The 12,689-nt window shown below is 60.8% G+C and carries 16 protein-coding genes; 6 read left to right on the forward strand and 10 right to left on the reverse strand.

Annotation, left to right across the window (positions count from 1 at the left end):
* Positions 1-5: 5 nt before the first annotated feature.
* From RI101_13645 to RI101_13655, 3 genes are all read right to left on the reverse strand, one after another.
* Positions 6-806, reverse strand: a complete 801-nt coding sequence (locus RI101_13645) for an arginine deiminase-related protein (protein ID MEC4891093.1) — start codon at positions 804-806, stop codon at positions 6-8.
* Positions 803-2,047, reverse strand: a complete 1,245-nt coding sequence (locus RI101_13650) for a TIGR00300 family protein (protein MEC4891094.1) — start codon at positions 2,045-2,047, stop codon at positions 803-805. Before RI101_13650 ends, RI101_13645 begins: the two co-directional genes overlap by 4 nt.
* A 111-nt stretch (positions 2,048-2,158) precedes the next feature.
* Positions 2,159-3,217, reverse strand: coding sequence for a tRNA pseudouridine(13) synthase TruD (locus RI101_13655; GenBank protein ID MEC4891095.1), 1,059 nt, complete (start codon positions 3,215-3,217; stop codon positions 2,159-2,161).
* A 77-nt stretch (positions 3,218-3,294) separates the two neighbouring features.
* On the opposite strand from RI101_13655, the gene RI101_13660 reads away from it, so the two are divergent.
* Entirely contained in the window at positions 3,295-3,972 is a 678-nt protein-coding gene (locus RI101_13660) for a hypothetical protein (protein ID MEC4891096.1), read from the forward strand.
* Between the two features lie 14 nt (positions 3,973-3,986).
* Here RI101_13660 and RI101_13665 read toward each other — a convergent pair whose 3' ends face one another.
* Positions 3,987-4,625: a HEAT repeat domain-containing protein gene (locus RI101_13665; protein MEC4891097.1), complete on the reverse strand. Its 639-nt coding sequence runs from the start codon at positions 4,623-4,625 to the stop codon at positions 3,987-3,989.
* 120 nt (positions 4,626-4,745) lie between these two features.
* On the opposite strand from RI101_13665, the gene RI101_13670 reads away from it, so the two are divergent.
* Both RI101_13670 and RI101_13675 read left to right on the forward strand, forming a co-directional pair.
* A complete protein-coding gene (locus tag RI101_13670) occupies positions 4,746-5,204 on the forward strand; it encodes a MarR family transcriptional regulator (protein ID MEC4891098.1) in 459 nt (152 codons plus the stop codon).
* Positions 5,204-5,959 (forward strand): ribonuclease Z, encoded by a 756-nt coding sequence (locus RI101_13675; protein ID MEC4891099.1) that lies wholly within the window; start codon positions 5,204-5,206, stop codon positions 5,957-5,959. Before RI101_13670 ends, RI101_13675 begins: the two co-directional genes overlap by 1 nt.
* A gap of 31 nt (positions 5,960-5,990) precedes the next feature.
* Here RI101_13675 and RI101_13680 read toward each other — a convergent pair whose 3' ends face one another.
* Genes RI101_13680 through RI101_13695 form a run of 4 tightly spaced genes read right to left on the reverse strand, consistent with a single transcriptional unit; the run spans position 5,991 to position 9,328 of the window.
* On the reverse strand, positions 5,991-6,872 hold the full coding sequence (locus RI101_13680) for a transglutaminase-like domain-containing protein (GenBank protein ID MEC4891100.1): 882 nt from the start codon (positions 6,870-6,872) through the stop codon (positions 5,991-5,993).
* A gap of 3 nt (positions 6,873-6,875) precedes the next feature.
* A complete protein-coding gene (locus RI101_13685; protein ID MEC4891101.1) occupies positions 6,876-7,655 on the reverse strand; it encodes an ABC transporter permease in 780 nt (259 codons plus the stop codon).
* 8 nt (positions 7,656-7,663) lie between these two features.
* Positions 7,664-8,638: an ATP-binding cassette domain-containing protein gene (locus tag RI101_13690; protein ID MEC4891102.1), complete on the reverse strand. Its 975-nt coding sequence runs from the start codon at positions 8,636-8,638 to the stop codon at positions 7,664-7,666.
* On the reverse strand, positions 8,639-9,328 hold the full coding sequence (locus tag RI101_13695; protein ID MEC4891103.1) for an LON peptidase substrate-binding domain-containing protein: 690 nt from the start codon (positions 9,326-9,328) through the stop codon (positions 8,639-8,641).
* 183 nt (positions 9,329-9,511) lie between these two features.
* Between RI101_13695 and RI101_13700 the strand changes: the two genes are divergently transcribed.
* A complete protein-coding gene (locus RI101_13700; GenBank protein MEC4891104.1) occupies positions 9,512-10,651 on the forward strand; it encodes a lipocalin-like domain-containing protein in 1,140 nt (379 codons plus the stop codon).
* 42 nt (positions 10,652-10,693) lie between these two features.
* Here RI101_13700 and RI101_13705 read toward each other — a convergent pair whose 3' ends face one another.
* Positions 10,694-10,978 (reverse strand): HigA family addiction module antitoxin, encoded by a 285-nt coding sequence (locus RI101_13705; GenBank protein MEC4891105.1) that lies wholly within the window; start codon positions 10,976-10,978, stop codon positions 10,694-10,696.
* A 12-nt stretch (positions 10,979-10,990) separates the two neighbouring features.
* On the reverse strand, positions 10,991-11,269 hold the full coding sequence (locus RI101_13710; GenBank protein MEC4891106.1) for a type II toxin-antitoxin system RelE/ParE family toxin: 279 nt from the start codon (positions 11,267-11,269) through the stop codon (positions 10,991-10,993).
* Positions 11,270-11,740: 471 nt separating this feature from the next.
* On the opposite strand from RI101_13710, the gene RI101_13715 reads away from it, so the two are divergent.
* Positions 11,741-12,193 carry a phage tail protein gene (locus RI101_13715; GenBank protein ID MEC4891107.1) on the forward strand — a complete coding sequence of 151 codons (453 nt, stop codon included), beginning with the start codon at positions 11,741-11,743 and terminating at the stop codon, positions 12,191-12,193.
* Positions 12,194-12,220: 27 nt separating this feature from the next.
* Positions 12,221-12,673, forward strand: coding sequence for a phage tail protein (locus tag RI101_13720; GenBank protein ID MEC4891108.1), 453 nt, complete (start codon positions 12,221-12,223; stop codon positions 12,671-12,673).
* The last annotated feature ends 16 nt before the right edge of the window (positions 12,674-12,689 follow it).

A 12,689-nucleotide genomic window follows, 5' to 3' on the forward strand; every position in this document is an offset into this window, starting at 1 on the left:
TGCGGTTAATCCAGTGCCAGCGTCAGACACTTCGCCGATCCGCCGGACTTCATGAACTCATCCAACGGGACCGGATGGACCTGATAGCCTCGTTCCTGGAGCAATGCCATCGTGGCCGGACAGCCCTCGGGCAGCGCGACATGCACTCCCACACAGACCGCATTACAGGCAAACTTCAGCGCCTCCGCTTCCGGAACCGCCAGCCGCCGTCCTTCATCTACCCGCTCCCTGATCGCGCTCTGTCCATAGGAGTCGAACGCCGGGGGATAATACAGCAGTTCCCCTCCCGACAAGGGGCACAAACAGGTATCGAGGTGATAGAACCGCCCGTCCACTAACTCCAGCGGAATGATCTCGCGCGCGAACCGCTCGCCCAGGAGCGGAAACATGCGAATGTCCGACCGCTGCCGGTAGCCTCCAAACCAGTACTCGGGAAATCCCAGCAGATCTCCCGCCCCTTCGAAGAAAAACTCCTGATCGAAAGTCACAACCTCATAGCCGGCGGCGCGAAACCACTGCTCAAAATGCGCCTCTTCCCGTTGACGTTCGGCATAGCGAAAACGGCTGACCACGGCTTGCCGCCCAACAGCCACTCCTGCATTCGCCGTAAATACGAGGTCGGGCAATCCCGGCACCGGACGCATGCGCTCCAGCACGGCCCCCATGTCCCGCTCAAGCACCTCCATGAGACGATGCCATTGCGTAACCGCACGCTCGTGATCGACGATATTCGATCTCCGCATCCATGGATTGATTTCATACTCGATGGCAAAGTAATCCGGCGGGCACACGAGCAGGCGGCTCACACAGGCCTCCCCAGAGAGCGGGCGAGTTCACTCAGGAATGACGCCGCGTCCATCACCAGCCCGACGGCCTGGAAGCTCCCCCGGTCGGCGAGCTTCGTCGGAACGGCGGCATTGATGTCCACACAGACGGTCGGCACCGCGGCGGGCAACAAATTGCCGGTGGCCACCGCATGCAGCGTCGAGGCGACGAGCAGGGCCAGCCCAACCCCGGGGATCGCCTGGCGCATGGCGGCCTGCGCCCGCATCGAATCCGTGATCACGCCGGGCAAGGGCCCGTCATCTCTGATCGTCCCCGCCATCACCACCTGAACGCCGCGTCTGACACAAGCGGCCATGATGCCGGTCTTGATCACGCCGGACTCAACGGCAGCCCGAATGCTGCCGATCGCGCGAATCCGGTTGATGGTCCGCAGATGATGGGCATGCCCGTGCGGAACCGCCTGGCCGGCCGTGAGGGCGTAGCCTAAGGAGGTGCCGTACAGATCGGCTTCCATGTCATGCGCGGCCAAGGCATTCCCGCAGAACAACACCTGGATGAACCCTTCCTCGATCAGCCAGGCCAGCGCATCCCGCCCGCCGGCATGGATGATGGCGGGCCCTCCGGCCAGCAGAACGTTGGAGGGGGCTCCTCCCGCACGAGACTCGTCGCGCAGCATGCGCATCCGCCGGGCAATATCGGCGATAACGTGGCTGTGCGGCCGTTCAGCGGAAACCTTCGACTCCATGAACGCAAAGACATCGCGTTCGCGCGGGCGCTGCAGCGGTCTGACGCGCACACCCGCCTGCCCGGTCACGATGAGATCGCCCTGACGGACGTCGGCCATCGGCACCGTGCGGGCCGCGGCTCGCTGGCTATCCACCGTGATGCCCAGATCCATCTCCACCCCTTGGACTTCAACCCATGTCTCGTTCAGACGGACTTCGGTCGGCAAGTGGGTGGTGGAGTAGAATTCATCCGGAAACACGCCATCGGCAGGAGCCGGCTGCAGCACGCAATCGGAATCCCGCTCGACCACCGCGCCATGCGGCTGAATCGCGCGCAGGATGTGGCTTAACGCGGTGAGCGTGGGGGCCCGCACGACAATGCGCGCGCGCGACTGGTCCTCTCTGGTGCGGCCGATCTCCACCTGGTCGAGATCGAACGACCCGCCCATCGTCAGAATCAGATCCAGCACCTTCGCGAGAATCAGCGAATCGATAATGTGGCCGCGAAGGATGATCGTTTCTTGGGCCTGAGTCACAGCGCCCTCCCGATAGGCAAGGGGTCAGAGGCTAGAGGCTAGGGGGAAGCCCCGGGTGCCCCAGATCATTGCTCATGAAAATAATAGCGCGCATTCACCAAACAAGACCCTCTAGCCCCGCGCCTCTAGCCCCGGGCCAGTTTTCATGATCTCTCGCAGCACACTCGTCGCATAGGCACCTGGAGGCAAGGCAAAGGACACCGTCAGGACAGTACCGTCCAGCGACCAATCCAGTTCCGTCAAAGGCACTCGCAGGGGCCGGCGTTCGCCGCGAAACCCGCAGACCTTCGCCGCCGCCACCAGCGCCTCCTGCGTCGCCCCCGCCTCGGTGATCACCGCCTGCTCAATCGCGCCCGGCTCGCCGCTCGCCCAGGAGACTCTGGAACCGAATAACACTCCCGTCGGGCTGATCTCGAACCGATCGGCCCGCGCCTGCTCCACGTCCGCATCCTCAACGAGAAAACAGGCGCCATTCTCGGACTTGGCCGCCCAGTCGCCGGCGAAGACACGATCGATCGTGTGGATACGCCGGGCCAGGATGCGATTGAAGAGATAGGACTGATAGGCATTGAGGTACCACATCCGTTTATTTCGGCTCATCCTGTCGCGCCGTTTGTCGTCCGTGAGCAAAATTGCGCCCAGCTGATAATTGTCGCCGTCTTTCCCCTGCCGCTGAGGGCCGAAATAATTCGGCACCCCCCGCCGGCTGAGCTGGTCGAGAATGCCCGGCACCACCTCGGCCGCGTGCGGGGCAATGTCGCGAATCACCAGGCGAAACCGGTTGCCTGCATGGTGGCCGGTTCGCAGCCGATTGCGGTGCCTGCCCAGGATCTCCACCTTCAGGATCTGCTCATCGGCCGGCAGGCTCGCCATCCGGTCTGCCTGAATCCCCTGCACCGAAACCATTTGCGTCGTCACCGCCCGCGCGTCTTTCAATCCCGCAATGCCGATGGCCAGCGCCTTGACGCCCAGCACCGACGACAGCCGCTTCACCAAATCGGGAGTCGAGAGCCCGCGCTTCGTAATCCGCAGATACAGATGCTCCCCCTCGCCGCACGGCAGATACAGCGGCCGTTCGTCGACCTGAAAATCCTCCGGCGTTGTGCGCATGCGCCCGCCAATGCCGGGCAGGCTGTCAGTCAGAAACGGCTCGATCTGTCCGGTTGTCATGCCCCACCTTGTTGTTGCGTCATGAGAAAAATTCGGTCCTTTCTTCGGCCCGTTCGATGGGCATGGTATACTGCGCCATGTTGCATCATACCAAGAGGCGGACAGACCACTCGGCCGGATATGCCCCTTCACTGAAGCACACAGCCTCCGGCCTCCTCTTCCTGCTGTGCGCGGCGCTCTCTCACGGAACATCGGCCAATGCGGCCTGGCCGGTCACACGCCCCGACGTCTACCAAGACTTTACTCAGCATATTCAGCGGCAAATTGAAACCGACAAAGCCGCCTTCGCCCTAGCCAGCACTTGTACGAACTGGTTTTACCAGCAGGAGAAGCACAAACCCGCGCCCACTGTGGTGCAGCCGATCCGTTGGGATCCGGTATCCCAGTCGCCCAGCCGCGAAGACTGCCTCCGGATCTATCCGGGCGGCCTCGAAGCAGTCCGGGAGGATTTTCACCGCACCCAGACGGCCCTCTCCGTCAGCCTGACCTTCTACGAGTTCGCCCTGGTCAGCGACCGCAACGACGATAACCGGTACAGCCGCGAGGAATTGCGCGATCTGTTCCTCTCCCTCACCCTTGCGTATGACCCCCGGCAGACACCGGGCACCCAGGCGGAGGCCCTGACCACTCGCTTCGATACCTGGTATCGCGCAAAAAACCTCGAACAACTGATGAACAGTATGGCGCAGCTCTATGAGAAGGGCTATCGGGTCTCCGCCGCAGACCGTGCCGAACTGGAGCGCGTTTCAAAATAACGCGGCCCGGCCGGTTACGGCACAGGAATCCGCTCCAGGGCTTCTTTCGCGCGGCTCCGCACGGTCTGGTCCCAGTCTTCCTTCATCGCATATTCCAGCTTGGCCCTGGCCTCCGGCGCGCGCAGCCGGCCCAACCCCAATGCCGCACAAGACCGCACGTAGGCATGATCGTCTTCCAGCGCCGCCAAGAGCAACGGCACGACGGACCGGTCATTCAAGATGCCCAAATGGCTGGCGGCCATGCCCCGGATCCGATGCTGTTTGTCGCCCAGCGCCCGTCGGAGCGTCGTCACCCAGAGATCCTTGAGCGCCGGCGCCGCCGATTCGATTCCGTCCACCCGATACTCGTTAACCTCAGCCAAGGCAAATGCCAGCTCGAGCTGTTTGTCCCGCACCGTTTCCCGCTGAAACGCCGCAAGCAACCGGTTACGCTCCTGCTTCCGATGCACGCGGGCCCTGATCTTCTTCACCACAACCAGCAGCAGCACGACCATCCCGAGCACCGCGGCGGCGAGCGGAATGGCCTGATCGATCACATATTCTTGCGTGTCGGTGGACAGCCGCTTCCAGACCCACACGGCACTGATGATCAGTCCGACGAGGATCACGATGGCGGTCAGATTGGCCTGGCCCTGCTCAGTACGGCGCATCATGGGAAGGGGATCATACGGGCGCATCCCTCACCCCGTCAATGAATCCCGGCCGGGCCGCATGGTGCCGCCGGTGCCCTGCGCCCGCTTGACCCTGTTCACCGAGCAGACTATCCTCGCCCGATGGACCTGCCGCACCTCAAAGACGACCCCTATCTCAAGCTGGTCCGCCCCTTGGTGGAGACCTATCAAGCGTTTTGGCTGGCCGGCAGCCGCCACATCCGCTCCCTGCGATTGACCCCGGCACAATTCGACATCATTGCGACATTGGGAGATACCGGCGGCATGACCTGCGCAGAGCTGTCCGCCACGACCCTCGTCACCAAAGGGACTCTGACCGGTGTGCTTGACCGCCTGGTGGCGAAAGGCCTGATCCGGCGGGAAGCCGTCGAGAGCGATCGGCGGCGGGTCAATGTCCGTCTGACGGACAAAGGCACCGCGGTCTTTCGAAAAGCCTTCGCCGCGCACATCGCCTTCCTCAGGCCGTTTTTTCAGCGGGCCATGAGCGAGAAGGAGATCGAGCAGACCTGCATGCTGCTCTTGCGCCTGCGCGACAGCTTCAATCGGCCGGTGGCGGACTGATGCGCCTCACCGTCCTCGGCTCCGGCACCAATGTTCATCCGACCAGGGCCGCGGCCGGCTATCTCGTCATCACCGACCAGACCTTGTTGCTCGACTTCGGTCCCCGCACCCTCTCGAATCTGATCATGACCGGTGTGAATCGGCATGACGTGACCCATATCCTCTTTTCGCATTTTCACGCCGACCATTTTTCGGACTTCATCACCTTCTTCTTCGATGCCCTCATCTACACCAAACACGGCGGAGGCTGGCGGCCCGATTTGACCCTGATCGGCCCGCGCGGCACCAAGCCCCTGCTGGAAAGCATCATGGCGACCTTCCCCAGCTTTGCCTCACCGCCCTTCCGCGTCCGGATCAAGGAAGTGACGACCCGGCCCTTTCACATCGGCGACACCCTGATTACGCCACGCCCGGTCGTGCATGTGCCGGATCTGCATTGCGTCGGCTATCGGATCGAATACCAGAAGAAGACGCTGGTGTATTCGGGCGATGCCCAGTATTGCGACAGCCTTGTGCGCCTCTGCCACGAGGCCGACGTGGCGGTCTTGGATTGTTCGTTCCCGGCCACCAAACCAGGTCCGGTCCATATGCATGCGGGAGAATGCGGACAAGTCGCGCAGGAGGCCGGCGTCGGCCGTCTGGTCCTCTCACACTTCTATCCGGTCGCGGAGCGGTACGATGTGAAGGCGCAGGCAGCGGAACACTTCAGCGGGAAGATTACGAAGGGGAAAGACCGGCTGACGATCAGACTCTAGCAGGGGAGAGACCATCCGCGCTGAGGCGAGGCTATACACTATCTTCGCGTGATTCGCCGCCCAGGATCTCGATAAACCTGGTAAACCGGGCGGTCTTCACCGGCTCATCCAGCTTGGAATAGATGGCCAGGAGATTCTTGACCATGCGGGAGAGAATGGCGCGGGTCGGGCTTTTCTGCAGATACTTCTCATCGAATCCATACCCCGCCTCCGTCAGGAACCGCGCGCAGTTTTTCTCCGTGAGCAGCGCCCCGCCGTTGAAACAATCGATGAAGATCTTGTAGCGCTTGGAGTCGTACTTTACCAGGAAATGCCCCGGCATCCCGATGCCCAGCAGCGGGAGCCCGAGCCGCTGGCCGATCAGCAAATACACCACCGACAAACTGATCGGAATCCCGACGCGCCGATCGATGACACGATTGAGGTAGCTGTTTTCGATTTCGTAATAGTTCTTGGTGTTGCCCTTGAAGCCCTGTTCCGTAAAGAAATACCGGTTCAGCGCCGTCACCGTTTCTTCTCCGGACGCCCGCTCCCCGATACACGCCCGAACCTCCTGCGCCATGGTATCGAGCTGCTGCCGATAGGCCGCCACATCCAGCGTCGGATAGGCATAGCGCGCGATCAGAAAGGCGCCCTCTTCCAGGCTCATCGCCTCGTCAGGCAGGAGCGCCATCGCCCGCAACTCGTCTTCAAGCTTGCCGCCACGGATTTCCTCGAGGATAGCCGCGATCCGATCCGCCATTTCCGGCTGTTCGATTTCCGCTTGCTGGAGGAGGGGGACGGCTGAAGGCCCGATATCGATCAGCTTGTCGCTGATCGTTTCGACAATGCGGTCGTTCTCATCGGACAAGAGCCGAATCAACGCGCGAATCTGGCTTTCAGGAATGACCATCATGCCGGTAGAAGTGGCCACTGGTTAGCCCATGGCCCGGCGGAACGCCTTCGCGCCGCCATACAAGCAGAGGGCGTCGAAGACCACCATCACCACGATCGCCATGCCCACATGCGGCAGGGCATCGCTCCATCCCGTAAGGATCAGCGGCCGCACGGCATCGATCGCCCAGGTCATGGGATTGAACTGCGCCAGAAAACTCATCCAGCCCGGCATGGCCGCCAACGGCACCAGCGCGGAGCTGAGGAAAATCATCGGCAGGGAGAGAAAGCCGAGCACCGAAAAGAAGTCGCCGTGGCTCTTCACGGAAAACGCCATGGCCATCGAGATGGCCGTGAGCCCCACGCCGAAGAGCATGCCGATCAAGAGAATCATGCCCACGCCCGGCAAACCGGTCGCGGGATGCACGCCGAAGAGAAACGCAATGCCGAGGATCACCAGCACTTGAAGCGACGTGATCGTCATCACAAAAATGAACCGGCTGAGGATCACCGAACTCCGGTGGATCGGGGCGGACATCAGCCGCTCCAGAAATCCGTTCTCTTTATCGAACAGCAGATCCACGCCGCCGGCGAGCCCATTGTTCAAGACCGTCATGACCACCACCCCGGCGGCCAGGAAGCTGATGTAATTGGGCGCCTGGGTCACTTGCGCATCCGCCGCCCGCTGGAACAGGTTCCCGAAAAAGATGAGCCAGAACAGCATGGGCTGCACCAGCGTGAAGAGCATGCTGAACTTTTCCCGGCTCAGACGACGCACCCATCGCATCGTCAGGGCCCCGATCTCTTGCCAATAATGCGCCATAATGTTCCCTATTCCCCTGTCTCGGCCGACGGCGCCGCATCCCGCAAAGACCGGCCCGTGTGCGCGATGAAGACGTCGTCCAGACGGGGGCGGTGATAATCGATAAAATCGAGGCGGCACTCCAGCTTGTTCGCCGCCTCTAAGATGGCCGGCAGCGCCTTTTCGGCGGACTCCACCCGGATATCCAAGCCATTCTCGGTCGTGTTGACGGTCCGGATCGCCGCTTGCCCCTTGAGAGCCGAGGCCAATGCCCCGAGGCGGGATGTTTCCTTCACGGTCAGCGAGACGATGTCTCCGCCGAGCGCCACCTTTAACTCCGCCGGTGACCCGATCGTTTTGACCTTTCCGCCGTCGATGATCGCGAGGCGGTCGCACAACTGATCGGCTTCGTCCAGATAGTTCGTCGTCATGACCACCGTCATGCCGCGCGCTTTCAACATCCGGACATAGTCCCAGATGCGCATCCGGCTCGGCACATCCAATCCCAGCGTCGGTTCGTCCAGAAAGAGGATCTTCGGATCGGGCAACAGGCCGCAGGCGATGTCGAGCTTTCGCTTCATGCCGCCCGAATAGGTCTTGGCCGGCCGGTCGGCATGCGCCTCCAGCTCCACCAGCTTCAGCAGCTCGGCGATCCGCTTGTTCGCTTCCTCTTTGGTCAGGTGATAGAGGGCCCCGAGCAGTTCAAGATGTTCGCGACCGGTGAGGAACCGGTCGATCGCCCGTTCTTGCGGCACGTAGCCGAAGAGCGTGCGCACCTTGTCCGCCTCCTTCACTGTATCGTGCCCGAGGATCGACGCGGTGCCGGATGTCGGATGGAGCAGCGTGATCAGCGTGCGCAGCGTAGTGCTCTTGCCGGCGCCGTTCGGCCCCAGCAAGCCGAAAATCTCCCCCGCGTAGACCTGAAAAGAGAGATCATCGACCGCCTTGTGGTTCTCGTAGGTTTTACAAAGATGACTGACGTCAATCGCAATAGTCCGGTCCATTTACCCCCAGCCCTTCGCGCCGTGCTGATCGTGAATCATGAATTGTATGAGGTCGTTCAGCCGGCGCGCCCGCTGGTGGAGACCCTCAGCTTCTAAGAGAAATTGTTTTTCCAATGGTGTGCAATCCAGATAGGTCGAGAGCGTGTTCACCAGAATCTCGTCACTGACATCGTTCCGGAACATGCCCTCCCAGGTCGCCGCTTCTTCGCGGGCCCGGAGATATTGCTCCAACACCGCCATCAGCGCCTGCCGCACCTCGGGAGCCAGCGACGGCTCGGCGCCTGAACCCAGCACGGAGACTGTGGCTTCCCGGTAGGGCCGCTCAAAGAACTCCCGACGGATTTCGCAGCGTTCCAGCCCTTGCAGCAAAATATTCGACCGCCCATCCGCCATCGGCTGTACGCTCACCAAGCGGCCGATGCAGCCGATGGAATAGATCGGCGGATTGCCGTAATACTCCTCTTCCCAGCCTTCTTTCAGCAGCGCCATGGCGATGCACTGTCCGCCGGCTGAGGCGTCGATGACCATCTGGCGGTACCGCGGCTCAAAAATATGGAGCGGAAGATACGTGCGCGGAAAGAACACCACATTCGGCAACGCGAACACCGGCATCCGTTCAGGAATCTGAAAGGGCGCCTGCTGTTCGTGGGGATCGCGGTGCGGCTGTTCACGCTCGTGGCCAATGTGCATCACTCACGATAGCCGAGAGTTGTGAAAATTGTCAACGCTGATGGACAGTGCCTTTCCCGCATCACACAGGCCGAAACGCCCCTTCAATACAGGGGATTTGTGAACGCGCCGATCCGCATGCTATAAGGCCCTAGCGAAATTATTTCCACGCCGCGCAGTCTGTTCCCCCTGGCTGTTCGTGAGATGACTCCTACAACGACCACCGTCATCCGGCTCCTCCTGGCCCTGGCTTGGCTGGTCAATGCCGCCCCCGCCACGCAGGCCGCCGACAGCTCTGATACCTCATTTCGGTTCGCCCAAGAGGGCTACCGCTATGAATTTCCGCGCGACCACGGGGCCCACGAAGCCTTCCGCACAGAATGGTGGTACTACACGGGCCATCTGGAGACGGTGGAGGGCCGGCGATTCGGATTCGAGCTCACCTTTTTCCGGCGCGGCATTCCGCCGGATCAGATCCACACCCGCCCCTCACGCTGGTCGGTGGATCAATTGTATCTCGCGCATGTGGCCATTACCGATGTGTCCAAAGAACAATTCCATTTTCGTGATCGAGTCAGCCGGGGCGGATTGGGCAAGGCAGGCGCCGACTCCGGCCACCTACGCGTCTGGCTGGACCAATGGCGCGCCGAAGCCTCTGAGCAGCCAGGTGACCAGCAGACCCTTGAGGCGCGAGCCGATGGGATGGCGCTGACTCTCACGCTGGCTCCCCTCAAACCACTCGTCATTCATGGCGAGCAGGGCATCAGCAAAAAAGGATCGGCAGAAGGCCAGGCCTCGCACTACTATTCCTTCACCCGCCTCAAGACCGCCGGCACCCTCACCCTCGGCACGCAGACCTACACAGTGACCGGCACCAGTTGGATGGACCACGAATTCGGCTCGGCGGACCTGAGCGCGAATCTCGTCGGGTGGGATTGGTTCAGCGTGCAACTCGCCGACAACCGGGAACTGATGATCTATCGCCTGCGCCGGGCCGATGGCTCGTCCGACCCAGCCTCCAGCGGCACACTCGTCTTCCCGGATGGCCATACCCAACACCTGTCAAACTCGGACATCCAACTGACGCCTCTCGATACCTGGACCAGCCCGGCCAGCAAAGCCACCTACCCCCACCGCTGGCAAGTCTCCATTCCCTCGCTCGGGCTGTCGTTGAAACTGACCCCACTCCTAGCCGATCAGGAATTACGCACAAGCCGCAGCACGCAAGTGACGTATTGGGAAGGAGCTGTCGCGGTGGAGGGAACCGAAAAAGGCCAAACCATCAAAGGCCAGGGCTATGTGGAACTGACCGGCTATGCGGAGCGGATTGAGAAGAAGCTATAGCAGGCTGTTGAAAATGTCTACCAGCGGCGTTCACTGTTGCCTCTATACCGCAAGCTTGGCGACGCGAAGCTCTTTGCGGTGTTGCTCGGCATGCCATAAGTCATATTGTGTTTGCTGATTGAGCCAGCTCTCAGACGACGTGCCAAACGCCATCGATAGGCGAACCGCCATCTCAGGGCTAATCCCCGCCCGACCATTCAAAATAGCAGAGAGGGTTTTCCTGCTAACACCCAAGGCCTGAGCAGCCTGCGTGACACTCAAACTGAGCGGCTCCAAACAGAGATGCTTGATGATGGTCCCAGGGTGAGGGGGATTGTGCATGCGCATGGAGTAACCTCGTCAGTGATAATCCTCGTAATCGACAACTTCTGCATCTTTGCCGACGAACCGAAAGGTGATCCGCCAATTCCCGCTGACCGACACTGCCCAGGTGCCTTTTCGATCTCCCTTGAGCGGATGAAGACCTAACCCCGGCAGCGCCATGTCCTGTGGCGAGGTGGCCGCATTCAATTGGGCTAAAATCAGGCGCCCCCGCTCTGCATGTTGAGCCTGGATGCCTGATTTACTTCCGGCCTCAAAGAACCGGCCTAAGCCCTTATGCTTGAAGCTTCGGATCACACGGCACACTGTAACCTATTACGTTACGCCAGGCAAGTCGCTGGAAGAGTACCCTACTACGAGCTGGCACCGGCCATACCGTCAACGCATCTCGCGCATGCAGGATGGGGAGAAGAGGGGAGCACGCCACCCGTATCGTTCCTATGCTCCCGGAGTGCGCACGCGGGATCAATCAAAGTGTGAAATCAAGGACGGTGCTCCCTCCATGGGCGCAGTAGGAACGACACAGGTGCTATTCCCCTAAGAGCACACCCCAATAAGGGGTCCGACCCCTTATTCCCCACGTTGTGTCAGATTGTTAGACCTGACCCCCTATAGTTGTTCGCCGTAGCACCGGAGGTCATTGTCTTGGACACGATGGGTGTACTGTCGATCTCATGACAGGCAAGAATCTCCTCATGTATACTTACTGATATGAACCGCTGAGAATACGCCGCGCGGATCACACCGTTATTCAACAAGGAGAGCATCATGGCGACGTTGCGCGATCGGCCCTATACCAACTTCAATTTTCTCGTCGACCTGGGCGACGGCAACAGCGAAGGACCGCGAGCAGGATTCCAGGAAGTCAGCGGCCTGGGGACGGAGATCGACGTGATCGAGTACCGCAACGGGAACTCGAAGGAAAACTCCGTCATGAAAATCACGGGGCTGAACAAAGCCAGCAACGTCACGCTCAAACGCGGGATCATCGGCTCGCTCAACCTTTATCAGTGGCTCGACCAGATTCGCAACGGCGATCAGAACGCATTGCGTACCGTGACAGTGCAACTGCAAAGCGAGGATCGCACAACCATCGTGCAAACCTGGAAACTGCTGCGTGCACGCATCATCAAGCACATCAGTGGACCGCTCAACGGAAAAGGCACCGACGTGGCCATGGAAGAAATCGTGCTGGCCTGCGAACGTCTCGAAATGGAATGAAGCTCCGGCTCTGCAAGGGAATGCCCCATGGCCATATTGCGTGATCGCCCATACAGCAATTGCAACTTTCTAGTCGATTTTGACGACGGGAAAGCGTGGCATACTACCGGCGGATTCAGCGAAGTGATCTTTCCACCGTTCGTGATTGCGGCCGGGGCGCGACGCGCGACGTCACGCAGTAAAAAGACGCCACCGGTTTTGCCTCCGGCACCATACAACCCGCACCTTATTCTCCGGCGCGGCGTGATCGGCTCACTGGATTTGTACACGTGGTGGAACAAGGCTCGTCAGGGTAAAGCCCCGGCGCGCCGCGCCGCGCGCATCCACTTGCTGGGAGACGACCATCGCACCACCGTGATGTCATGGCATTTCAGCAACGTGCGGCCGGTCCTCCTCGCCTATTCGCCGCTGCAAGCGAACGAACCCGGCGTGTTGATCGAAACGCTGGAGATCGCCTTCGACCGAATGGAGATGCAGTAGCAGCCTGGCAGCGCTA

This window comes from Nitrospira sp. (genome assembly GCA_035968315.1).
In the GTDB taxonomy this organism is placed as follows: Bacteria; Nitrospirota; Nitrospiria; order Nitrospirales; family Nitrospiraceae; genus Nitrospira_D.

Excerpts from the sequence above, each read along its gene's own strand:
- RI101_13655 (MEC4891095.1), bottom strand. The coding sequence starts at position 3,217 with ATGACAACCGGACAGATCGAGCCGTTTCTGACTGACAGCCTGCCCGGC.
- RI101_13660 (MEC4891096.1), top strand. The coding sequence starts at position 3,295 with ATGTTGCATCATACCAAGAGGCGGACAGACCACTCGGCCGGATATGCC.
- RI101_13665 (MEC4891097.1), bottom strand. The coding sequence starts at position 4,625 with ATGATGCGCCGTACTGAGCAGGGCCAGGCCAATCTGACCGCCATCGTG.
- RI101_13670 (MEC4891098.1), top strand. The coding sequence starts at position 4,746 with ATGGACCTGCCGCACCTCAAAGACGACCCCTATCTCAAGCTGGTCCGC.
- RI101_13675 (MEC4891099.1), top strand. The coding sequence starts at position 5,204 with ATGCGCCTCACCGTCCTCGGCTCCGGCACCAATGTTCATCCGACCAGG.
- RI101_13685 (MEC4891101.1), bottom strand. The coding sequence starts at position 7,655 with ATGGCGCATTATTGGCAAGAGATCGGGGCCCTGACGATGCGATGGGTG.
- RI101_13690 (MEC4891102.1), bottom strand. The coding sequence starts at position 8,638 with ATGGACCGGACTATTGCGATTGACGTCAGTCATCTTTGTAAAACCTAC.
- RI101_13695 (MEC4891103.1), bottom strand. The coding sequence starts at position 9,328 with ATGCACATTGGCCACGAGCGTGAACAGCCGCACCGCGATCCCCACGAA.
- RI101_13700 (MEC4891104.1), top strand. The coding sequence starts at position 9,512 with ATGACTCCTACAACGACCACCGTCATCCGGCTCCTCCTGGCCCTGGCT.
- RI101_13705 (MEC4891105.1), bottom strand. The coding sequence starts at position 10,978 with ATGCGCATGCACAATCCCCCTCACCCTGGGACCATCATCAAGCATCTC.
- RI101_13715 (MEC4891107.1), top strand. The coding sequence starts at position 11,741 with ATGGCGACGTTGCGCGATCGGCCCTATACCAACTTCAATTTTCTCGTC.
- RI101_13720 (MEC4891108.1), top strand. The coding sequence starts at position 12,221 with ATGGCCATATTGCGTGATCGCCCATACAGCAATTGCAACTTTCTAGTC.